Consider the following 23,869-nt stretch of genomic DNA (forward strand, 5'->3'; position numbering starts at 1 on the left):
TGTTTGTGCCATTAGAATTGACAACTAAAATCACAAACATGAATTTTAAATTTTTAATGCTTTCTGTTTTAGCTCTAGCTATAGCAGGTACAAGCATGGCACAAACTAAGGGTGCTGTTGACAGCAAAACACTTAGCGAGATTCGTAATAGTTTTAATGCTGACGCTTCAACACAAGCGATTCAAAATGCTATTACAAACAGCAAAAGCATTCGCGAGATCGCACTTAACAGAAACAAAGTAGGCGCAACAGATCACTTTTTTAAGTACAGAGTTGCCGTTAAAGGAATTACCAATCAAAAGAGTTCAGGTCGTTGTTGGATGTTCACTTCTATGAACACAATCCGTCCAAACGTAATCAAAGATTTAAATCTTAGCTCTTTCGATTTTTCACATAACTACAACTATTTCTGGGATATCTTCGAAAAGTCAAACCTATTCTTAGAAAACATTATTGCTACTGCTGATAAGGATATGGACGACAGAGAAGTAGTCCGTTACTTAAAAAGTCCTGTTGATGATGGTGGTGTTTGGAATTCATTTTTCAATGTTGCTAAAAAATATGGTGTTGTTCCTGCTGAAGTGATGCCAGAGACTACAATCTCAAACAGCACAGGTCAGTTAACCCGTATCGTTAAAGAGAAATTGAGAGGTGAAGCTTACAAAATTCGTCAGCTTGCAAGCAAAAAAGGAAATTCAAAGAAAGTTAATGCTGCAAAAGTAAACGCATTGAAAGATGTATACCGTATTTTAGCTCTTGCATTGGGTCAGCCTCCTGTTGATTTTACATGGAGATACAAAGATGCTGATGGTAAAATTAGCGAAGCTAAAAAATACACACCACTAGAATTCATGGCTCTTGTAGCACCTGAGTTTGCAAAAGATGAGATGGTGATGATTATGAACGACCCAACTCGTGAATTCTATAAAGTTTATGAAATCAAAAACTACCGTAATGTAGCAGAAGGTATCAACTGGACCTACTTAAACTTGCCAAATGATGAGATCAAAGCTTTTGCTATGGCTTCTATCAAAAACAATCAGGCGATGTATGCTTCTTGCGATGTAGGTAAGCAGCACAACCGTAAAGCAGGTGTTATGGACATGAACACATACGACTATGCTTCTTTATTCGGTGTTGAGTTCGATATGGACAAAAAAGCTAGAATTCTAACTCGCCAGTCTGGTTCATCTCACGCAATGACTTTAATTGGTGTTGATGTTGACGAAAACGAAAAACCAGTAAAATGGGAATTCGAAAATTCTTGGGGTACAACTTCAGGAAACAAGGGTTACTTAACTTTCACAGATGAGTGGTTTAGCGAGTATATGTTTCGTGTTGTAATCAACAAGAAATACTTAAACGAAAAGGCAATCAAAGCTTTTGAAAGCAAGCCAATTCAACTTCCTGTTTGGGACTATATGTTTTAATTATTTGTCAACTGACTCATAAGCCAAACATGATCATATTAGAATGCGCCTCAAAACTTTGTTTTGGGGCGTTATTCATTTAGATTTTTTTTAAAAAACTGACAAAAAACAATTGAAAAAATAATAAAACTCAAATATTAAAACTGAGAATTAGCCGTTCTCATAACAAGAGATATTCGTATCTTTGAATTATTCTAAATAAGCATTTACAAGAATTCATATAAACAGACAACCTATGCAAATACGAAAAAGTGGAGCTAAATATTCGGCCATTGTTGGTATTGGGGAGAGAATTAGAAAGCAGAGCGTTGAAACAGGGGAAGAATATTTACTACTTAATCGTGGTGTCAATGCCGTTTGCAATATCAATCTGGATTCAATTGTTGAAGACTTGGACTTCAATAGCAACGCCATGCAAGTTTACCCACCTTCGCAGGGAAGACAAGAGTTACGCGTAGCTATTAATCAGCATTATTTTAACAACAAAAGCACCTTATCCAATATTAGTGTTAGTGGCGGTGGCATGTCAGCACTCGACCTCACATTCCAAACACTAAATGTTGACCGTATTCTTTTGCCAGAGTATTATTGGGGTTCCTATTTTCAGGTAATGACCATCCGAGAGATTGAATCAGGGACTTATACTCATTTCGATAAGCTCTTAGATCGTTTACCCGAAATTAAAAATTCTGCTGTTATCATTTGTGATCCAAACAATCCAATTGGTAATAAAGTTGAAGATAAAGAACTCCTTAAAATCATTCAAGTTCTGAATGAAAATGGTACGACTGTTATAATTGATTGTCCTTATCGAAGAATATTTTGCGACAAGGAAGATCTTTTTTATCAGAAATTACTCGGTTTTGAAAATGTGATTATCGTAGAGAGTTTTAGTAAATCAATTGGACTTAGTGGTCAACGTTTAGGCTTTATCCACTCTACTAATGCAGAATTCAATACCGAATTAGGTATTCGACTCATGTATGCCACCAATGGCATTAATGCTTTCTCTCAACTACTCGTTGCAAATTTATTGAACTCAGAAAAAGGTAAAAACAGCAGAAAACAGTTTAAAGAAATAACCGTAAAAGGTATAAACCAGAATATAAATTTTCTTGATAAAAAAGGTCTGCTGGCATCTGAATTCTACACCAATAGTAAAGCCATTGGCATATTTGTAATCGTAAATAAATCAGAAGATGAACTCTTAGAAAAAAGAATAGGCTCGGTATCACTAAGCTATTTTACCAAGACACAAAAGGATAAGGCTGCTCAATATGCTAGAATCTGTGTCTCTGTACCTCCGGAAGAATTCAAAACTTATTTCGATAAATTCTAGATCAACTTCAGACAAACACAGCCTTAGGACAGCTTTTAAAACTTGACACATGTTAAAAAATAAGACATTCAAAAATATATCACTCATACTGGTTTTATTAACCTGTGGTTATTTCGTTGCACAACTTTTTAATTACTCAAAACTCTCAGACCTGGACAATGAACATCGGGGAACAGAGTATATGAATAAGTATAATGTTTACGCATTAAAAACGCCTAATAAACTTTTATTTGCCGATGAAAAAGTTCCTTTGGATCGATGGGATATAAAAGAATCATTGGACAGAGAACTGCTTGTAAATACCTATTGGCAATCTCAAACCTTATTGTTTCTTAAACGAGCTAATCGTTATTTCCCGATCATCGAACCTATCTTAAAAAAGGAAGGTGTCCCAGATGATTTTAAATATTTAGCTTTGATTGAGAGTGGCTTGATAACAACAGTTGTTTCACCAGCAGGTGCTGTCGGATTTTGGCAATTTATGCCACCTACGGCCCGCGACTACAAGCTTGAAATCAACAAAGAAGTTGATGAACGTTACAATATTGAAAAATCGACACGAGCAGCTTGTAAGTATTTGAAAGATTCCCATAAGAAATTTGGAAGCTGGGCCTTGGTTGCTGCCTCATATAATGCAGGTAGAACACACATTCATTCTCAAATGAAACTTCAAAATGCAGGATCGTATTATGACCTTTTGTTGGGTGAAGAGACTGCTCGTTATCTGTTCAGAATTATTGCGACCAAACTTATAATGGAGAATCCTCAAGATTTTGGATTTAGATTCCGTGACTCCGATTTATATCCCAACATTCCAACTCGAAAGATTAAAATTAAAGGTGGGGTGAAGAATTTTGCTGATTTTGCCCAAAAGAATGGAGTGAATTATAAAATACTAAAGCTCTTTAATCCTTGGTTAAGAAAGCCATATCTAACAAATAAGTATAAAAAAGAGTACGAAATTACACTTCCTGCCAAAGGATATATTAATTTTGCGTTTTCTGAATACCAAAAACCTCAAGCGAAGAAGAAATAGTTGTTAGCTTATTGAAGCATATATGTAAGTAAAACATCAGTAGAAGTGAGGATTTAAATCATAAGGAGATTGTAGATTGAAAGACAAAGCTGAACAAACCATAGAAAATGAACTATTAGAAACTGAGAATATTAATGTTCTTGGTGCAAGAGTTCACAACCTAAAAGACATCGATGTAAGTATTCCCCGCAACCAACTTTCGGTTATTACCGGATTAAGTGGTAGTGGAAAATCTTCATTGGCTTTCGACACAATCTATGCTGAAGGTCAGCGTAGATATATCGAAACATTCTCGGCCTATGCCCGTCAATTCCTTGGTGGTATGGAACGCCCCGATGTGGATAAAATTACAGGGCTTAGTCCAGTAATCGCCATAGAGCAAAAAACCACAAATAAAAACCCCCGTTCAACCGTTGGTACCATCACCGAACTATACGATTTCCTTCGACTACTTTTCGCAAGGGCAAGTATAGCTTACTCATATGAAACGGGTGAGAAGATGGTAAAATATACCGATGAGCAAATTATCAAGCTCATTTTTGAGAAATTCAATGAGAAACGAATTTACATCCTCGCTCCTGTTGTAAAGGGAAGAAAAGGACATTATAAGGATCTATTCGAACAGATCAGAAAAAAAGGTTTTTTATATGCACGTGTCGATGGTGAAATCGTGGAACTTCTTCATGGTTTTAAAGTCGATCGTTACAAGAGTCACACCATCGAGATCTTAATTGACAAATTAGTTGTTGATGAAGTTGGCGATAAACGTTTAAAAGAATCCATTCAGATGGCTATGAAACATGGTAAGGGTATTACCATGATTTTGGATAAGGATAGTGATGAAGTGAAATACTACAGTCGCCTCTTGATGTGCCCAAGTACAGGTCTTTCTTATAATACACCGGCACCCCATAGTTTCTCATTCAATTCACCACACGGAGCTTGTCCTAAGTGTAAAGGCTTAGGTCGAATAAGTGCAATTGATATTGAAAAAATTATCCCCGATGACAGTGTTAGTATTCACACAGGTGGCATTGTGCCTTTGGGTAAATATAAAAACAGTTTAATCTTTTGGCAGATTGAAGCTATCGCTCGTAAGTACAATTTTGACTTAAAAACGGCCATCAAAGATATTCCAGAAGAGGCCTTGAGTATTATCCTCGACGGATCAAACGAAACATTTAAGCTAGAAAATACGCCACTGGGAAGTTCATCAAACTACTTTTTGAGTTTTGATGGTGTCTTAAAATACATTTCGAATCAAGAAAGTAATACCACTTCGAAAAAGGCAAAAAAATGGGCTGAGCAATTTATTAAAAACACACTTTGCCCTACATGTGAAGGACAGCGTCTGAAAAAAGAATCGCTGTATTTCCGAATTCACGATAAAAACATTACCGATCTCGCTCAAATGGACCTTAGTCTTTTAAGCGAATGGTTTGCTACTGTCGAACCTCATTTAAGTGATAAACAACTCAAAATTGCATCGGAAGTTCTAAAAGAGATTCGTGATCGTCTTGATTTCCTACTTGATGTTGGTTTGGAATATCTTTCACTGAACAGAAGTTCTGTAACGCTCTCTGGTGGTGAATCTCAACGTATCCGATTGGCTACACAAATTGGTTCTCAACTGGTTAATGTGCTTTACATACTCGATGAGCCTAGTATTGGCTTACATCAGCGCGATAATCAAAAATTGATTCAATCCTTAAGACAGCTTCGCGATTCGGGTAACTCCGTTGTTGTCGTAGAACATGATAAGGATATGATTTTGTCTGCTGATTACGTTGTAGATATGGGACCTTTTGCTGGTAAACATGGTGGCGAGGTTGTTTTTGCAGGCACACCGGATAAAATGCTAATTGGCGATAGCCTAACCTCGCAATACATCAACGGTAAAAAAAGCATTGTCATTCCTGAGAAAAGACGAAAAGGTAATGGCAAAAGCATCCAACTGATGGGCTGTAAAGGAAATAATCTGAAGAATGTTGATGTTAGTTTTCCTCTAGGGAAATTCATCTGTGTTACGGGTGTTTCTGGTAGTGGAAAATCAAGTTTGATAAATGGAACTCTGCAGCCAATCCTATCACAGTATTTCTATCGATCTGTTAAAGATCCATTGAGCTACGATCAGATAAAAGGAATTGATCATGTCGACAAGGTCGTTGAAGTGAATCAAGCTCCTTTGGGTAAAACACCTCGATCGAATCCTGCAACATACACCAATGTCTTTGGTGATATTCGTAAACTTTACGAAAAATTACCTGAGTCTCTAATCAGAGGTTATAAAGCCGGAAGATTCTCTTTTAATGTAAAAGGTGGTCGTTGTGAAACCTGTCAAGGTGCAGGTGTCAGAGCAATCGAAATGAATTTTCTTCCCGATGTTTATGTGCATTGTGATGAATGCAATGGTAAACGATACAATCGTGAAACCTTAGAGGTTCGTTACAAAGGAAAGTCAATTGGCGATGTATTAGATATGACCATCAATCAAGCGGTCGTTTTCTTCGAGAAAATTTCAACGATTCTACCTAAACTAAAAGTTTTACAAGAGGTTGGACTGGGCTACATCACACTCGGACAACCATCAACAACACTCTCTGGTGGAGAATCACAACGTGTTAAACTGGCAACCGAGCTAGCTAAAAAAGATACAGGTCAAACGCTTTACATCCTAGATGAACCAACAACTGGTCTTCATTTTGAGGACATTCGCGTTCTACTTGAAGTTTTAGATCGATTGGTAGATAAAGGTAATACGGTAATCGTAATTGAGCACAATATGGATGTGATTAAAGTTGCCGATCATGTCATTGATATCGGTAAAGAAGGTGGTCGTAACGGTGGTGAAGTCATGTGTATTGGTACGCCTGAAGAGGTTGCAGAATGCACCGAATCATTCACTGCAAAGTTTTTAAAAGAGGAGCTGCTTTAATTTGTTTTAGGAATTGCTTATTGAGTAAAATATTTTACATTTGTTATTTAAAACTATTCTAAATTGAAGTATCAAAATCAAATGAACAAAATCACTCTTATTCTTCTATTCATAAGCCTTAGCTTAGTATTTCAGTCATGTAACTCTAAACAAAACAAAGTTGACGACAAGCTAATTTCGGTTAGTATTCTACCTCAAAAGTATTTTATCGAGCGAATTGCTGGTGATGATTTCAAAGTAAACGTACTTATTCCTCCTGGAGCAAGTCCTGCTAGCTATGAGCCTACACCAAAACAAATGAAGGATATGTCAAAATCATCCTTGTATTTGAGAATTGGTCACATTCCATTCGAAAAGGCTTGGTTGAATAAACTACTAGAGGGCAATTCCGAAATCAAAAGTTTCGATCTTTCTGAAGGTATTGAACTCATCAGAGGTCCTGAAGTCCGTCATGGTGAACATTTTCATGAAGGTGGTATTGATCCTCATATCTGGTCATCACCAAAAACAGCCAAGCAGCTTGTAGCAAACACCTTCAGAGTATTGGTTGAACTAGCTCCTGAAAAGGAACAGCAGTACACAACAAACTACATGAAGTTGATGTCAGATATCAACGTGATGGATAAAGGTGCAGAAGCCATCTTTTCGCAAATGCCTAATAAGGCTTTTATGATTTACCATCCTGCCCTTTCTTATATTGCCAGAGATTACGGTTTAACTCAAATTTCAATTGAGCACGATGGCAAAGCACCTTCTCCGGCTCATATGAAGAAAATGCTTGAAGAGGCTAAAGCTCACAATATCAAAACGATCTTTCTACAAAAGCAATTCAATGTTGAAAATGCAAATGTTATTGCTAAAGAGATTAAGGCTGAATTGATTCAAATTGATCCTTTAAGCGAAGATTGGTTGACTGAGATGAACAGAATTATGACTTACCTAAAAAAGTAATGAATTAATCTCGATTTGAAGATTCTTATCGAGTGAATTAAAATCATGCTTTCTGCGAAATACTTTGTATTTTGTATCTGCTCAAAACAACAAAAACAAAATGACCAAATTACTGGAATTGAGATCAGTTTATGCTGGTTACGATAATAAAGTTGTACTCAAAGATGTCAACCTTACGGTTAATAAGAATGACTTCCTAGGTATTATTGGACCTAATGGTGGTGGTAAAACAACACTTTTGAAGGTTATATTGGGTTTAATAAAACCCATCGAAGGTCAGGTTGAATTCAATAATATTGATGATAACCTCATCGGCTACTTACCACAGATCAATACCATCGATCGAAAATTTCCAATTCCTGTTCGCGAAGTCATTTTATCGGGACTAATGTCTCACAAAAAATTATTTGGGAGATACAAAAGTGAAGATAAAGAGAAAGCTAAAGTTTTGATGAAACAAATGGGAATTCTCCACCTTCGAAATAAGAATATTGGAGAGCTTTCAGGCGGTCAGTTACAACGAGTCTTTCTTTGTAGAGCCATTATTTCTGATCCTCAGATCTTAATATTAGATGAGCCTGATACTTACGTAGACAGTCATTTCGAGATGGAACTTTATGGTATTCTGGATCAACTTAACGATCATATGGCCATTATTGTTGTTTCACACGATATCGGCACCATTAGTTCTCATGTGAAAACAATCGCCTGTGTCAACAGTAGTTTATGTTATCACGATTCCAACGTCATCAATCAAGAACAACTCAAAACATATAATTGCCCTATCGATCTGATTACTCATGGTGAAGTCCCTCATCGAGTTTTGAAAAAACATTAAAAAAATTTCAAATCAGTATCATTCAATTTGAACTCAACATTTCATGAACGAAATCATTGAATTATTAAGCTATAGTTTTTTTCAAAACGCAATGGGAGCGGCCATATTGGCAAGTATTTCCTGTGGGATTATTGGAACTTATATTGTAGCCCGTCGCATCGTTTTTATTAGCGGTGGTATCACTCACGCATCCTTTGGAGGTATTGGTATTGCCTGGTTTCTCGGATTAAATCCTGTTCTGGGAGCTGCTGTTTTTGGTGTCCTATCTGCTTTAGGTATCGAATGGGTTTCCAAGAAAACCGATGTCCGACAAGATTCAGTCATCGGTATCCTATGGGCTTTGGGAATGGCACTGGGAATTATATTTATATACATGACCCCTGGCTATGCTCCTAACCTGATGTCTTATCTTTTTGGTAGCATCCTCACAGTTTCAAGCCTCGATCTTTACCTGCTTTCAGCATTGTGCGTACTCACTATATTGGTTTTTGCCTTTATGATGCGACCTATTGTTTACGTCGCTTTTGACGAAAGTTACGCACAAACACATAAAGCTCCTGTACAATTCCTTAACTACCTAATGATTGCATTAGTTGCTCTGGCAATCGTTTTAAATATTCGGGTTGTGGGTATTATTCTGGTTATTTCATTTTTAACTATCCCACAAACCATCGCCAATATGTTTACACAAGATTTCGGAAGAATGATTCTAGGAGCCATAGGTTTTAGTATACTAGGTTCCCTTTTAGGACTCTTTATGGCTTATAAATTGAATGTTCCTTCTGGAGCAACCATTATATTTTCCTTTGTTATCTTATTTATCATTGCAAAGGTGGTACAACTAAGTCTTTTAAAACTAAAGAGAAAAGCGCACTAATTTCTTTTATTTAGAATTAATATTAATAAATTAGCAGAAAAATTATCAGATCATCATTTAGCGTAGAATAGCAATCAGATCTGAAATACATAGATATTCACAAACTAAACAACAAAATAGAAATGACTTACGATTTAATAGTAGTAGGAAGTGGACCAGGTGGTTATGTTGCTGCCATTAGAGGTGCACAATTGGGTATGAACGTTGCCGTAGTAGAACGTGCTGAACTAGGTGGTATTTGTTTGAACTGGGGATGTATCCCAACCAAATCATTATTAAAATCAGCTCAGGTTTACGATTATATGAAGCATTCTGCTGATTATGGTATCGCTGTTGAAGGTGAGATTAAGCCTGACTTTGAAAAGATTGTTGCTCGTAGCCGTGGTGTTGCAGACAAAATGAGTGCTGGTATTAAGTACTTACTTAAAAAGAATAAAGTTACAGTTATCAACGGTTTCGGTAAACTTACAGCTGACAAGCAAGTTGAAGTTTTAGCTGAAGATGGTAGCAAAACTAACTACGAAGCTAAACACATTATTTTAGCTACTGGTGCTCGCTCTCGTGAGTTACCAAACTTACCACAAGATGGTAAAAACATTATCGGTTACCGTAAGGCTTTAACTCTTGAAAAGTTGCCTAAGACCATGATCGTTGTTGGTTCAGGTGCTATTGGATCTGAGTTTGCTTATTTCTATAATAGCCTGGGAACTAAGGTAACTCTTGTTGAGTTTATGCCAACTATTCTTCCTATTGAGGACGAAGAAGTTTCTAAGCAAATGGGACGCTCTTTCAAAAAGAGTAAGATCAAGGTCATGGTTAACTCATCAGTTGAATCTGTTGAAGGTAGCGATGGTGACTTGAAAGTAAATATTAAGAATAAGAAAGGCGAAATCGAAGTTCACGAATGTGAGATCGTTCTTTCGGCAGTAGGTATTGCTCCAAACACAGAAAACATTGGTCTTGAAGAAGCTGGTGTTGCTACTGATAAAGGACGTGTCGTTGTTGACAACTATTTCCGTACGAATGTTGAAGGCGTTTATGCTATTGGTGATATCATTGCAGGTCCTGCTTTGGCTCACGTCGCTTCAGCTGAAGGCATCTGTTGTGTTGAGAAAATCTCAGGAATGAATGTTGAGCCTATCGATTATACGACAATTCCAGGTTGTACTTATACAAATCCGGAAGTTGCTTCAATGGGACTTACCGAGAAAGCTGCAACTGAAGCTGGTCACGAAATTAAGGTGGGTAAATTCCCATTCTCTGCTTCGGGTAAAGCAAGTGCTGCTGGTGCAAACGAAGGTTTTGTAAAACTGATTTTCGATGCTAAATATGGTGAGCTTTTAGGAGCACATATGGTAGGTGCTAACGTAACTGAAATGATTGCAGAACTGGTTACTGCTCGTAAACTTGAAACTACAGGTCACGAGTTAATCAAAGCGATTCACCCTCACCCAACAATGAGTGAAGCGGTAATGGAAGCCGCTGCAGCTGCATACGACGAAGTAATTCACATCTAAGAATATATCATATATAAAGAAAGCCACGATAATCTCGTGGCTTTCTTATATCTATTAATTTCTACAAAACTATTCTGAAATAATCTGATCCATTCTAATATCATGCTCATCCGTTGGCACAGCCTTCAACATCTGAAAGTTGAAACACACACCTAGCTTATAAGCACTAAGGCTAGCAAGAAGCTTATCGTAATAAGCCTTCCCCCTACCCATTCGATTATTATCCACATCAAAAGCTACACCAGGAATAAGAATCAAATCGATATCTTCGTAATCTGTATAAAGCTCTCCTGAAGGCTCTGGTATACCAAAATTTTCACCTGCAATAAGATCTTCTACGCCTCTGAATATTCTTAAATCAAGATCATTCCCATTTACACAGGGTAGTATCACACGCTTACTTGCAGACCACTTTATTACAAAGTCTGAAGTTTGCACCTCATCGCCCATCGCCCAATAAAGCATCACCGTTTTTGCATCGATAAATTCAGGTAATTGTTCTACATTCTCCAATATTACAATTGAACGTCTCGTTTTCTCTTCAAGAGAAATAGCATTCTTCAAACTACGAATATCACGTCGGATTCGTTTCTTTTCTTCATCTATCATTTCGGAAAAATAACTTTTCTTAATTTTAAGTAATCGACAAATATAATGACATATAGATTTCAACTATTGTCCACAAATTTTTCAAATTATTTTAAAGTATTAAGCTTTTACAGTAAATTGTTAATACTCACTTTGATTTGAAAAAATCTGTGAAATTTGTGGCTTAAAATTTTCGTATTTATAATATGACAAATATAATAACTCACAATTACTTATAATCAAGGCTGATAAGCCGATTCTCTCAATATGGCAGCATAATCATTATTCGTCATCAGTTCTGGAATGCTTAATTCAGAATGCTTAGCCATATAGGATTTCACGATTTGTAAACCAATCCAAGTCCCTATTCTCCCAGGTGATTCTTTGGGCATACCCGTCGTAAAAGGTGCGTCGTTAATATAATTACGTGCCATGCTATTTTGTGTACTAAACAAATGCTTTTGCTCAATCAAATAGGCCCAGACCTGACTCTCATTATCAACACACCACTGATGTTTTTCCTTAGAGTATTTCATAATATCAAATTCAGCTTTTTCTGGTAAAAGAGCCTGTAAGAAATAAAGAATTTTACCTTGATAAATCATTTGCTCCATTAAATTTTGAGCTTTAGACTTAAAAGGAAATTCAGTTAAACCATAGGCTAAAAAAATATCCTGAGCTATTCTATTGGCTGTCATATTTTCGCGTAAATACACGGGGCGACTTAGTAGCGCATAAAAGTCACAATCCACTCCCAGATACTTATCCAAGCTAACACCAATCATACCCTCATCAACCACTATTGACTGATTAAAGCCTGAGAGTTGAGAAAAGATCATTGGAATTTTAGCTTCCGGATAATAATATTTCAAGTGCTTAAAGCCATCTGTTAACTCTTCCTCTTGATTATCAAGGTTTGGGAAAATTGAATCTATGCGATTTGCCACAAGATTCATGGTTGAATCATTTAAAAACTTATTTAGGTATTGGAAATAATTCAAGTCATCAACGCTACCTAGACCAATCACCTTTTCCGAATATAATCTTAATATTCTAGGGTAGTTCTGTTTAAAATCCTCGAAAGAACTTCCATTTTTGAGATCAAAAAGTTTTTTCTCAAATCGATCAATTTTAATTTCCAGATCGATATTTGACACATCAACCTTAAGTTTATTCGATTGACATGCTACAAAAACACAAGCCATTCCTAAAAGCAAACCAAATGCTAATTTTCTCATTATCATCTATAATATTTAAAATAAAGCTTATCTCCTATTCAACTCACATAATCTTGATTAAGAAAAACTGGAAATAGAATCCATCCCAAACAAGTCATCATCAAAATTACCAAAATACAGCAGGCATCAAAGTTAAACATTCATATTTCTAAAGCTTATTTTTGTTTACGTATTAGCCCTTTGGGCTTTAAAAGATTAATGATTTATCATTAACTTTGCCAATCACCTCTCAAGAGGTGATAAAAACTAATTTGTCGTAAATCATACAGAAATGAAGATTGTTTTAGCACAACTTAACTACCATATAGGAAACTTCGAGGCCAATTCAGATAAAATCATCGAAGCCATAAATAAAGCAAAAAGCAAACAAGCTGATTTGATTGTTTTTTCAGAATTGGCAATTTGTGGCTACCCTCCCAAAGATTTATTGGAGAGAAAAGATTTTATTGAGAAAACACTTAACGCTATAGATCAAGTTGCTTCACATTGTGTTGATATTGCTGCTGTAATTGGGGGACCATCAATAAACCCACATACCAAGGGCAAAAACCTATACAATTCTGCTTTTTTCATGTGTGATGGTAAAGTACAGAGTATTCACAACAAGACACTTTTACCTACCTACGACATATTTGATGAGTACCGATACTTTGAACCCAATACCGAATACAACTTAGTCGAGTATAAGGGTAAGAAAATTGCTATTACGATTTGCGAAGACCTATGGGAAAAGCAAGCTGTAGACAATAACTTTGCAAAGGAGGAACTGTACACGACTTCTCCTATGGAGAAATTGAGTCAGCTAAAGCCTGATTTTGTTGTTAATATTGCAGCATCACCTTTTTCACACAATCAAAAAAATATCAGAGCTGAAATACTCCAGGATGTTTCTAGGAAATATCATTTGCCACTTATCTACGTTAATCAGATTGGGGCCAATACCGAATTGATTTTCGATGGCGATTCAATGGCTATCAACTCAAAAGGTGAGGTTGCTTGCCGTCTGAACTATTTTGAAGAGGATTTTAGCCTCATCGATTTAAATGAAATTGAGAACCAGAAAGCTGAAGAAAAAGAGGTTGATTATATTGAAAAAATCCACGATGCCCTTGTTCTGGGGCTTAAGGATTACTTCGGTAAAATGGGATTCAAGCAAGCAACACTAGGTCTTTCGGGTGGTATAGACTCGGCAGTAACCGTTGTATTAGCAGAAAGAGCTCTTGGAAAAGAAAACGTTCGTGTCTTACTTATGCCTTCTGAATTTTCATCTGATCACTCCGTGAAGGATGCGATAGATTTGGCTAATAACTTAGGTATTCAATACGAAATTGTACCGATTCAAGATATCTTCAAATCTTTTGAAAGCAGTTTAGCTCCTATTTTTGGCGATTTACCCTTTAATGTTGCAGAAGAAAACATACAAGCCCGAGTTAGAGGTACATTGATAATGGGCTTATCAAATAAATTCGGACATATCGTCTTGAATACTTCAAACAAGAGTGAGTCGGCTGTTGGATATGGAACTCTATATGGTGATATGAATGGTGGCATCGCAGTTCTTGGTGATGTATACAAAACAGACGTTTTCAAGCTGGCTTACTTCATGAATAAGGATGAAGAAGTAATCCCTTTGAATAGTATCGTAAAGCCACCTTCAGCGGAATTACGTCCGGATCAGAAAGATTCAGATTCACTTCCAGATTATGACATTCTTGATGAAATCCTCTACATGTATATCGAAAAGAATATGCCTGTCAATGAAATTATAGAGCAAGGTTTTGTTAAAGAGGTTGTTGATAAGATCATTCGATTGGTTAACATGAATGAGTATAAAAGATTCCAAACGGCACCTATTTTACGCGTTTCATCTAAGGCTTTTGGTTATGGAAGAAAGATCCCTTTGGTTGCGAAACACTAGAAATAACCATATCTACATGAATATGTGATCATTACATTATATTAATAATTGGAGATATATTTCTTTATTCCTTTTGTCATTTAATTTGATTTTCATACATTTGAAATGTTTTATAACATATTCGATTTCTAAAATTCATACACCAGATCCGATCATGATTGAGAGTGATAAAAAGATTCGAGAACAAATCTGTTTAGAGGTAATTAACCATCCAAATTCAGTATTTAATGTTCTTACTCCAGAAGAAAAAGAAAGCATTCGACACAACATGAGTTGTAGCTTTTTTAAGAAGGGTGAATACATTTATAAAGAAGGTGAAAAACCTCTTGGACTTATATCTTTGAAAGAAGGTAAGGTGAAGATATTCAAAGAAGGTGTTGGCGGACGTGAACAAATTGTACGTATGGCAAAACCAGTTGGGTTTATTGGATACAGAGCACTTTTTGCTGAAGAGAACAATATTGCATCAGCTGTTGCTATTGAAGATTCAATAACCTGTACGCTAAGCTATGATATGATTCTAAAACTCATTAAGACTAATTCTGAGCTTTCATTAAGTATCATTCGTTCTTTTGCTACCGAATTAGGGTTCTCTAATAATAGAACTGTAACCTTAACTCAGAAGCATATTCGAGGACGTTTGGCAGAATCTTTATTATTCCTTCGCGATACTTATGGTTTCGAAGATGATGAGATGACAATCAAGGTTTATCTTTCAAGAGAAGATATTGCCAATTTATCAAATATGACAACTTCTAATGCTATTAGAACACTTTCAACTTTTGCAAGCGAAGGTGTGATTGCAATTGATGGTAGAAAAATTAAGATTTTAGATAAGGTTAAACTAGATCGAATTAGTAAACTAGGTTAATCATTATAGAATATATTTTAAAGGGAATTCATTATTTGGATTCCCTTTTTTCATGCTCAAAACTCATCTCTAATTATTCAATGACGCCCCTTTAGTTAATAAAAAAAACCTGAGAGGTATTTCTACCAATCAGGTTTTACAAGAGAGCTTGCCCTCAATATATTCTTAACTTACTGAAGTAATTTTTCAATTTCAGCCTTTAAGTCATCACCAAATACTTTTTTAGCAACGATAATTCCATTCTGATCGATTAAATAAGTACAAGGGATACTATTAACACCGTACAGTTTCGCTGCTGCAGAATTCCAATATTGTAGATCAGAAACATGCTTCCAGATTAAACCATCTTTTTCAATAGCTTTTAACCAGTCTGCTTTCTCCTTATCTAAAGAAACACCCAAGAATTCAACACCTTTAGGACTTAACTCATTATAAATTTCAACCATATGAGGATTCTCTCTACGGCAAGGACCACACCATGCTGCCCAAAAATCAATTAACACAACTTTACCTTTAAGGCTTGAAAGGCTCAAAGGAGTTCCTTCTGGTGTATTTAAAGTAAAATCAGGAGCTGGTTGACCAATTGCAACTTTCTTCAAAACATCAATCTTAGATTTGATCAATAGTGCGCTGCTTGAAGCTTTTACATCTTCATCAAAAGTAGTGTACAACTCTTCCATCTCATCAACCTTAAGCTGACTCAATAAATTTCTATAAGAAACAACTGCTGCTACAACTGAATTCCCATTTGCTTTTACAAAAGTCTTAACGGTTTCCATTTTTTCAGCATCTACAGCTTCATATTCTTTTATTGCTTTCTCTGCAGCTTCTTCATTCTTTTCAGACATCGCTTTTTTATAAGCAGCTACAATAGGTTCCTGCTTAGTTTTGAATTCCATCATCGAAGCTACAAATACTTTATATAGATCTTGAGATACAGAACCTGTAATTTTAGCATCACGTAAAGATTCGATATTAGCTTCTACAGAAATTGGTGCATTTTCAAGAAAAAATGGAATCGCACCTTTAATATCATCAACTTGTAAATAGTACATATCAGCAACAGCTACACTACCTTCAATCTTAAATGCTCCATCTACGATATCAGCAGAATCAATTTTCACAAGTTTTCTATCCTTTTCAATATTCAAATAGATTTTTCCTTCTGCTTGTCCTTCAATTTTACCTGAAAGCTCATATTTCTTTTGAGTATCACAGGCAGCAAAAAGAACTGAAATTGCAACTACTGCAAATAGTAATTTTTTCATAATAAACGTATTTTGATTTTTAAGTTAATTTTCAGCTAAATCTAATTATTTAATTTGACTACAGGAAGTTATTTCGATAAGTACTGCTTATAAGCCATCAAAGTTGGATTTAATAAGATTTTCTTAAATTATTCAACTAGTGATCTCCTTTTTTAACTTCATTATAGTAGGTATTCAACAACTTATAAGCCGCAATAAATGAGCTCATTTCATCATTTAAAACCTTATTTTCAAAATCAGGAATCATTCCCTTAATTTTATTATCATGGTAAAAATTATCGCGTAATTGTTCATGAATGGTTTCATACATCCAATATTTCGCTTGCTCACTTCTACGAGTTTCGAAATAATTGTTTTCTTGTGTATGCTTACAATAGTCCATAATCATATCCCAAATCTCATTAATACCTGTACATTCTAAAGATGAACAGTTTAATACTTTGGGCGACCATTGTGATGGTGATAATGGGAATAAATGCAAGGCATTCTCAAATTGTACTCGAGCCAATTGAGCTTTAGTTATATTACTTCCATCACATTTATTGATTGCAATTGCGTCGGCCATTTCCATGATACCACGCTTGATCCCCTGCAGCTCATCTCCTGCACCTGCAATTTGTATCAACAAGAAGAAATCAACCATTGAATGGACAGCAGTTTCAGACTGACCAACACCAACAGTTTCAATTAAAATGGTATCGAAACCTGCTGCTTCACATAGAATTAAACTTTCACGAGTTTTACGAGCAACCCCGCCTAAAGAACCTGCAGATGGTGAAGGTCGAATATAAGCCAAAGGATCAACAGCTAGTTCCTCCATACGAGTTTTATCACCTAAAATACTCCCTTTAGTTCGCTCACTACTTGGATCAATCGCCAAAACAGCCAATTTGTGTCCCATGCTCGTTACATGCTTTCCAAAGGCTTCGATAAAGGTACTCTTCCCTGCTCCTGGTACACCTGTAATACCTATTCTTGTGGATTTCCCTGAATAAGGCAAACAACGTTCAATAATTTCCTGAGCTATTTTTTGATGTTCAAATTTTGAGCTTTCAACCAAGGTTATAGCCTGACTCAAAATAGTCATATTTCCATCCAAAATACCTTTGATGTAATCTTCAATCGTGTATTTTTTACGTTTCCTATTTTTTAAACGCTCTGCAATATTAGGATTAATTGATGGTGGCTTACTAATTCCCGCATTAACCTTTAAAGCCTTAAACGAAGAATCATTTTCAATATGACATTTATCTTTTTTATCTACCATGATTGTATTTTTTTTACTAATAACTCAAAGCATAATTGTTGGATTGAGCAATTTAAGTCCTTTGTTTAATGATTTAGATAAATCAAATCATTATCGCGTTATATCACTATTGCGAAATTAAAAAATTCATGCTTACTAATAAACAAATACACAGAAACTATTCAATAAAAAAAAGGTTGTCGAAATTAAATTCGAACAACCCTTTCAATATTTTCAGTTAGCAATATTAAAGCATCACTATCAAAACAAGTTCCTAACTCTAGTTTACTTTAGGCATAACGACATTCCCCATTACACGTAAATCAACTGTGGAGTTAGTAGGTGCATTGGTAATAACTGTTATACGTTTATTTTGACGACCTCGTTTCCCTCTCGAATTAAACACGACTTTCAATTCTGTAGATTCACCAGCTTTAATAATTTTAGATTGTGGAGAAATAGCCGTGCAGCCACAAGAAGCTTTTGTCTTACGAATCAAAAGATCAGATTTACCTGTATTCTTCATAATGAAAGTATGCTCAGCTTTTTCACCTTGAGATAACTCACCAAAATTGAAAACCTTTTCCTCAAATTCTAGTTTAGGAGCCTTAGCCAAATCTTTATCAGATAGTCTCGCAAAATCTTCAGTAATATTAGCACTAATCGTTAAGCGATTTCGTGGAGCAAATTTCCCATTAATTAATAAATCCAGATAATCGGTAACAAAACCCCAATCACGCTTCTTAGAGGCGTCATACACAGCTACAATCTTAGCTCTGCTTTTTGGAGCAATTTTTTCTGGAACTAATTTAATATTTAAATGAGTTGGCATTCTTCTAAAAGCAACAGTCATGAAACTATCTGTATCGTTATAGACCTCAAGTGTCGCTTCTTTAATCTCATTATTTTTCACCTTAGTAAAAGGTAAATGATTACTTGTCATTCTAAGACCAGCCATCAATCGTGGGAAAGAATCCTGAACCGTTTTAACACGAGCTGTAACAGCTCCTTTAATACGTAGAATAGAAATAGAAGGATTCGTATTCGCAGTTACAGTAATTGATTTATTGAATGGACCCGGACGATTTTTAGGATCGAAAGTTGCCTTAATAAATCCCTTTTGACCTGGAGCGACAGGCGCTTTACTCCAATTAGGAGAAGTACAACCACATGATGAGCGTACATTCTGTATGATAATAGGAGAAGTTCCCTTATTTACGAATTCAAAAGAATAGACTTGTTTTCCTGTTTCTTCTTTAATTGTTCCAAAATCGTGTGTTTTTGAGCCATACTCCATTACTGGCTTGGTCTTCTGAGCACTAAGCCCAAAACTTGAAAACACTAATCCGATCAATAGGAAATAAAAAAATCTCATAGTTATTGTATTAAAACATCCCAACAAACGGCTTAGCTTGTCAGAACTAAAGTTATAAAAATGAATTGGTTATGATTTCAATGATAGAAATCATTCATACAAAAATAATTAAAATCAGATAAAATCACCACATTATATCGTTAAATACTTGTTAATGATCATTAAATGAAAATTAGACGTCTCAATAGACATGGGAGTTTTGTAAATAAAAGCTTATCATATTCTTCCTTAACGAATTCTATTCGTTCACAAATTATTTAAATATTGGTTCTTAAATTGAATTTCCTAATTTTACTTTCCATACCTATAAGCATGCAAATCGATTTGAACACATATTCATGGAACACATCACCAATATAATAAAGGAGCTAAGCTATAACTTACTTGAAGAGATCAAGGCCATTAGGGTGCATCTGCATCAATACCCTGAACTTTCATTCGAAGAATTTGAGACTTCTAAATTCATACAAAAACAGCTTGACTCTTATGGCATTTCATATCGAGGTGGTTTTGTAAAAACAGGTATTGTTGGTAAAATTGAAGGTAAAAACCCCACTAAAAAAGTTCTGGCTCTTCGTGCCGATATGGATGCTTTACCTGTTCATGAAAATGAATCCCATCCAATTTGCTCCAAAAACGATGGCATTATGCATGCCTGTGGACATGATATACACATGGCTAGTTTACTTGGAACTGCAAAAATCCTAAATGAACTGAAAGATAAATGGGAAGGTACTGTTTTACTTATTTTCCAACCTGGTGAGGAATTACTTCCTGGTGGTGCCAGAATGATGATGGAAGAAGGAGCTCTTAGCCCAGAACCAGATTTGATTATGGCACAACATGTCTTACCTGATATGGAATCTGGCCATGTGGGTTTCCGTGAGGGTATGTATATGGCCTCAGGTGATGAGATCTATCTGAACGTAAAAGGTAAGGGCGGACATGGGGCAATGCCTCACAAATGTGATGATACGGTTTTAATTGCGTCTCATATTGTTGTGGCTCTACAACAAATTGTTAGCAGGCATGCCGATATACGAATCCCTACAGTTCTTACAATAGGAAAAATGATTGCAGATGGTGCGACCAATATTATTCCTTCTGAAGTAAAACTTGAGGGGACTTTTAGAACAATGAATGAAGAGTGGCGTGCAAAAGCGAAACAACTTATCACTGATATTGCTCAAAACACTGCCAAAGGAATGGGAGCCGAATGTGAAGTCGATATCAAACATGGGTATCCATTCCTGGTTAATGATGTCAACTCTACACGATCTGCAAAAAGTGCGGCAATTGCATATTTAGATAATGATAGAGTGGAAGATATGGATATTAGAATGACAACTGAAGACTTCGGTTTTTATTCTCAAAAGTACCCTGCTTGCTTTTATCGTTTCGGCGTAAAAAAAGAAAAATCAGGTGGTTTACATACCTCCAATTTTCAAGCTGATGATATGAGTTTAGAAACATCGATGGGAACAATGGCCTACTTAGCTATTGATTTTCTGAATAAATAAGATATTGTTCTTATTGTAAAATCTCTTCACTAACAAGACTCAAAAGTCTTTATTTACTGACTATTAAGGCAATCCCGACAAAGACAAGACTTTAGTCACTATTTAATTTCTTTTAAAATAGAAGAATTCTATTCGATTTTCTTTTTGAGTTTGAAATATGATACTACATTTGCAGTTAATATTAACATTAAAAAATAAAACACAATGGCTTACGTAATAAACGACGATTGTATTTCTTGCGGTTCATGCGAAGGGGAATGTCCAGTTGAAGCTATCTCTATGGGAGATGAGCGTTATGTTATCGATGCAGATCTATGTACTGACTGTGGTACTTGCGTTGATGCATGTCCTGTAGAAGCTATTCATCCTGAATAACCGTATCTCTACAGATATCATAAAAAAACCGATGATCAGATCATCGGTTTTTTTTATGCTTTTATTTTTAGCCTTATTCCTGGAAATAAATACGTTTTACCCGACGTGATACAGTTGTTAGTATTTCATAGGGAATAGTATCTAGCTTCTCAGCTATTCTACTTAAAGAGTAATCATCTCCAAAAATGATAACAGAATCCCCCTCCTTTGCCTCAATATCTGTTAAATCAATCATGCACATATCCATACATACATTACCAACTACGGATACTAATTCTCCATTAACCAATACTTGACCTACCCCATTACTTAACTTCCGATTGAAACCATCAGCATAGCCAATTGGAATAATACCGATTCGACTTTTCTTATCCAGTTTCCCCTTACGGCTATAACCTACTGTTTGACCTTTCTCAACCGATTTTATCTGCGATATAGTCGTCTTTAAACTACTAACATTCATCAACATATCCTGCTTAGTAGCACTTACACCATAAAGTCCTATACCCAAACGAACCATTTCGAACTGAGCATTTGGGAATCGCTCTATACCTGAAGTATTCAGAATATGTCGATCGATTTTATATGAGAAAGCAACACGAATTTTACTGCTCCATTTTTCAAATTTGTCAATTTGAGATTCTGTATAATCATCATGAATTTCTTCGTCAGAACCAGATAAATGTGAAAATATCGATCGAATATAAAAATGAGGATTATCTTTCAAATAGCCGATTAATTCATCAAGTTCATGATCAACAAAACCCATACGATACATGCCAGTATCCAATTTTAAATGAATCGGATAATTCTTCAGACCTGATCTTTTAAGAATAGATTCAAAACTCTTTAGTACACTTAAGCTATATATCTCTGGTTCCAGATTGTAGTCAATCATCGTTTCGAAACTATGTAGCTCAGGGTTCATGACGACAATGGGTGTACTTATCCCATTGGTTCGCAAGTCTACGCCTTCGTCGGCTATAGCAACAGCCAGATAATCTACCTGCTGATATTGAAGAAGATTTGCTATTTCTGTTGAACCACTTCCATAGGAAAAAGCTTTTACCATCACCATCAGTTTGGTTTTCGGCTGAAGAAGTGATCTAAAATAGTTCAAATTATGCACCATAGCTGTCAAGTTGACCTCTAGTATGGTTCTATGAGCTTTATATTGAAGGGCACTGGAAATCCGTTCAAATCGAAAATCCCGAGCACCTCTAATCAATATGATTTCGTTTTTAAATACGTTTGTATCTAAAGCACTTAAGAATGTTTCTGTAGTTGGATAAAAAACCGATTCGCACTGGAAGTTTTTTGCCTGAGAAGCAATATCATCCCCAATACCTACAAATTTATCAATCTTATTTAAAGTGAGTAGTTCAGAAACCTGTGAATACAAATCTCTGGGTTGAAAACCTGACTGAAAGATATCAGATAGGATAACCGTTTTCTTTCTTTCTTTACCATGCTGATTCATCAAATCAAGAGCAATAGCAAGAGATCCGAGATCCGAATTATAAAAATCATTAATCAGAAGGCAGTTGTTTTGTCCCTCTTTAAGTTCCAGACGCATGGCGACGGCCTCTAAATCACAAAACCCCTTATATATTTGTTCATCTGATAAGCCTAAATAAAGGAAAGTCAACCAACAGTTGATTGCATTTTCAATTGAGGCTTTATCGATAAATGGCAGAAGAATCATTTTCTCTTCACCCTTATATATAGCCTTCAACTCTACCTTTCCCTTATGAACATTTTCAGAACGAATCTGCAATTTCGCATCTGTCTTACGAGACCAATTCAGCAATTCTTTGTCCTTTGCATATCGTTCTTCTATTGCATCACTTACTCGAGTATTATCACTACAATAAACGACCCACTCACAAGATGCAAATAGTTTCAGTTTTTCATCTAGTAAAGCTTTTGCGTCTTCGAAATTCTCTAGGTGAGCTGATCCTAAGTGGGTGAAAATCCCTCCCGTTGCCTGAATAATTGTCTCAAGCTTATCCATCTCACAAGGCTTAGAAATACCAGCTTCAAAAATTGCTAATTCATCCTCACCAGTCATTTGCCATACCGAAATAGGCACGCCAACTTGTGAATTATATGACTTAGGACTTCTAACAATGCGATACAATGGATTTAAAACTTGATACAACCACTCTTTTACTATCGTTTTCCCATTACTACCTGTAATTGTAATAACGGGATAAGTAAAGTTTTTACGATGGTACGCACTGAGCTTCTGTATAGCATTGAGCGTATCTGCTACTACAATAAAGTTACAATCTTCGAAATTACTATAGAAAATACTTTCACTTACAACAAAAGCCCGGATTCCTTTATCATAGAGGTCCTGAATGTAATCATGACCATTATGTCTTTCCCCAACTAAAGCAAAAAACAAAGTTTTAGATGCTAAAACCAGAGTACGACTATCGATGGAGAGACGGTCAATTTCAAAATCACCATGCCCAACTAAGGTACCGCCAACAATTTGGGCGATATGATTTAATTGATATGTTTTAGATGAATTCAAAATCA

The 23,869-nt window shown here is 35.7% G+C and carries 18 protein-coding genes; 12 read left to right on the plus strand and 6 right to left on the minus strand.

Annotation, left to right across the window (positions count from 1 at the left end; translation table 11 throughout):
- The first annotated feature begins 38 nt into the window (after nt 1–38).
- From ACXR6G_RS13750 to lpdA, 8 genes are all read left to right on the plus strand, one after another.
- Nucleotides 39–1,430 carry an aminopeptidase C gene (locus ACXR6G_RS13750; RefSeq protein WP_458362013.1) on the plus strand — a complete coding sequence of 464 codons (1,392 nt, stop codon included), beginning with the start codon at nt 39–41 and terminating at the stop codon, nt 1,428–1,430.
- Between the two features lie 235 nt (nt 1,431–1,665).
- Complete coding sequence (locus ACXR6G_RS13755) at nt 1,666–2,769, plus strand: pyridoxal phosphate-dependent aminotransferase (protein WP_458362014.1); 1,104 nt, start codon at nt 1,666–1,668, stop codon at nt 2,767–2,769.
- A 49-nt stretch (nt 2,770–2,818) separates the two neighbouring features.
- Nucleotides 2,819–3,805: a lytic transglycosylase domain-containing protein gene (locus ACXR6G_RS13760; RefSeq protein ID WP_458362015.1), complete on the plus strand. Its 987-nt coding sequence runs from the start codon at nt 2,819–2,821 to the stop codon at nt 3,803–3,805.
- 76 nt (nt 3,806–3,881) lie between these two features.
- Nucleotides 3,882–6,740, plus strand: a complete 2,859-nt coding sequence (gene uvrA / locus ACXR6G_RS13765) for an excinuclease ABC subunit UvrA (RefSeq protein WP_458362016.1) — start codon at nt 3,882–3,884, stop codon at nt 6,738–6,740.
- Nucleotides 6,741–6,821: 81 nt separating this feature from the next.
- On the plus strand, nt 6,822–7,691 hold the full coding sequence (locus ACXR6G_RS13770; RefSeq protein ID WP_458362017.1) for a metal ABC transporter solute-binding protein, Zn/Mn family: 870 nt from the start codon (nt 6,822–6,824) through the stop codon (nt 7,689–7,691).
- A 100-nt stretch (nt 7,692–7,791) separates the two neighbouring features.
- Nucleotides 7,792–8,529, plus strand: a complete 738-nt coding sequence (locus tag ACXR6G_RS13775; protein ID WP_458362018.1) for a metal ABC transporter ATP-binding protein — start codon at nt 7,792–7,794, stop codon at nt 8,527–8,529.
- Nucleotides 8,530–8,572: 43 nt separating this feature from the next.
- Complete coding sequence (locus ACXR6G_RS13780; RefSeq protein ID WP_458362019.1) at nt 8,573–9,406, plus strand: metal ABC transporter permease; 834 nt, start codon at nt 8,573–8,575, stop codon at nt 9,404–9,406.
- Between the two features lie 122 nt (nt 9,407–9,528).
- Nucleotides 9,529–10,923: a dihydrolipoyl dehydrogenase gene (gene lpdA, locus ACXR6G_RS13785; RefSeq protein WP_458362020.1), complete on the plus strand. Its 1,395-nt coding sequence runs from the start codon at nt 9,529–9,531 to the stop codon at nt 10,921–10,923.
- Between the two features lie 69 nt (nt 10,924–10,992).
- Here lpdA and ACXR6G_RS13790 read toward each other — a convergent pair whose 3' ends face one another.
- On the minus strand, nt 10,993–11,532 hold the full coding sequence (locus ACXR6G_RS13790; RefSeq protein ID WP_458362021.1) for a 5-formyltetrahydrofolate cyclo-ligase: 540 nt from the start codon (nt 11,530–11,532) through the stop codon (nt 10,993–10,995).
- A gap of 218 nt (nt 11,533–11,750) precedes the next feature.
- Nucleotides 11,751–12,749: a gliding motility lipoprotein GldB gene (gene gldB, locus ACXR6G_RS13795; RefSeq protein ID WP_458362022.1), complete on the minus strand. Its 999-nt coding sequence runs from the start codon at nt 12,747–12,749 to the stop codon at nt 11,751–11,753.
- 271 nt (nt 12,750–13,020) lie between these two features.
- On the opposite strand from gldB, the gene ACXR6G_RS13800 reads away from it, so the two are divergent.
- Nucleotides 13,021–14,667, plus strand: coding sequence for an NAD+ synthase (locus tag ACXR6G_RS13800; RefSeq protein ID WP_458362023.1), 1,647 nt, complete (start codon nt 13,021–13,023; stop codon nt 14,665–14,667).
- A gap of 100 nt (nt 14,668–14,767) precedes the next feature.
- Nucleotides 14,768–15,538, plus strand: a complete 771-nt coding sequence (locus ACXR6G_RS13805; protein ID WP_458362024.1) for a Crp/Fnr family transcriptional regulator — start codon at nt 14,768–14,770, stop codon at nt 15,536–15,538.
- A gap of 170 nt (nt 15,539–15,708) precedes the next feature.
- On the opposite strand, the gene ACXR6G_RS13810 is transcribed toward ACXR6G_RS13805, so the two are convergent.
- From ACXR6G_RS13810 to ACXR6G_RS13820, 3 genes are all read right to left on the minus strand, one after another.
- Nucleotides 15,709–16,806, minus strand: coding sequence for a redoxin domain-containing protein (locus tag ACXR6G_RS13810; RefSeq protein WP_458362025.1), 1,098 nt, complete (start codon nt 16,804–16,806; stop codon nt 15,709–15,711).
- Nucleotides 16,807–16,942: 136 nt separating this feature from the next.
- A complete protein-coding gene (gene meaB, locus ACXR6G_RS13815; RefSeq protein WP_458362026.1) occupies nt 16,943–18,073 on the minus strand; it encodes a methylmalonyl Co-A mutase-associated GTPase MeaB in 1,131 nt (376 codons plus the stop codon).
- Between the two features lie 259 nt (nt 18,074–18,332).
- Nucleotides 18,333–19,427, minus strand: coding sequence for a DUF1573 domain-containing protein (locus ACXR6G_RS13820; RefSeq protein ID WP_458362027.1), 1,095 nt, complete (start codon nt 19,425–19,427; stop codon nt 18,333–18,335).
- Nucleotides 19,428–19,765: 338 nt separating this feature from the next.
- On the opposite strand from ACXR6G_RS13820, the gene ACXR6G_RS13825 reads away from it, so the two are divergent.
- Both ACXR6G_RS13825 and ACXR6G_RS13830 read left to right on the plus strand, forming a co-directional pair.
- On the plus strand, nt 19,766–20,947 hold the full coding sequence (locus ACXR6G_RS13825; RefSeq protein ID WP_458362028.1) for a M20 metallopeptidase family protein: 1,182 nt from the start codon (nt 19,766–19,768) through the stop codon (nt 20,945–20,947).
- A gap of 204 nt (nt 20,948–21,151) precedes the next feature.
- A complete protein-coding gene (locus ACXR6G_RS13830; protein WP_125029604.1) occupies nt 21,152–21,322 on the plus strand; it encodes a DUF362 domain-containing protein in 171 nt (56 codons plus the stop codon).
- A gap of 73 nt (nt 21,323–21,395) precedes the next feature.
- Here ACXR6G_RS13830 and ACXR6G_RS13835 read toward each other — a convergent pair whose 3' ends face one another.
- Nucleotides 21,396–23,864: a bifunctional UDP-N-acetylmuramoyl-tripeptide:D-alanyl-D-alanine ligase/alanine racemase gene (locus tag ACXR6G_RS13835; protein ID WP_458362029.1), complete on the minus strand. Its 2,469-nt coding sequence runs from the start codon at nt 23,862–23,864 to the stop codon at nt 21,396–21,398.
- Nucleotides 23,865–23,869 lie beyond the last annotated feature (5 nt).

The sequence above is a fragment of the Ancylomarina sp. YFZ004 genome (assembly GCF_054254355.1).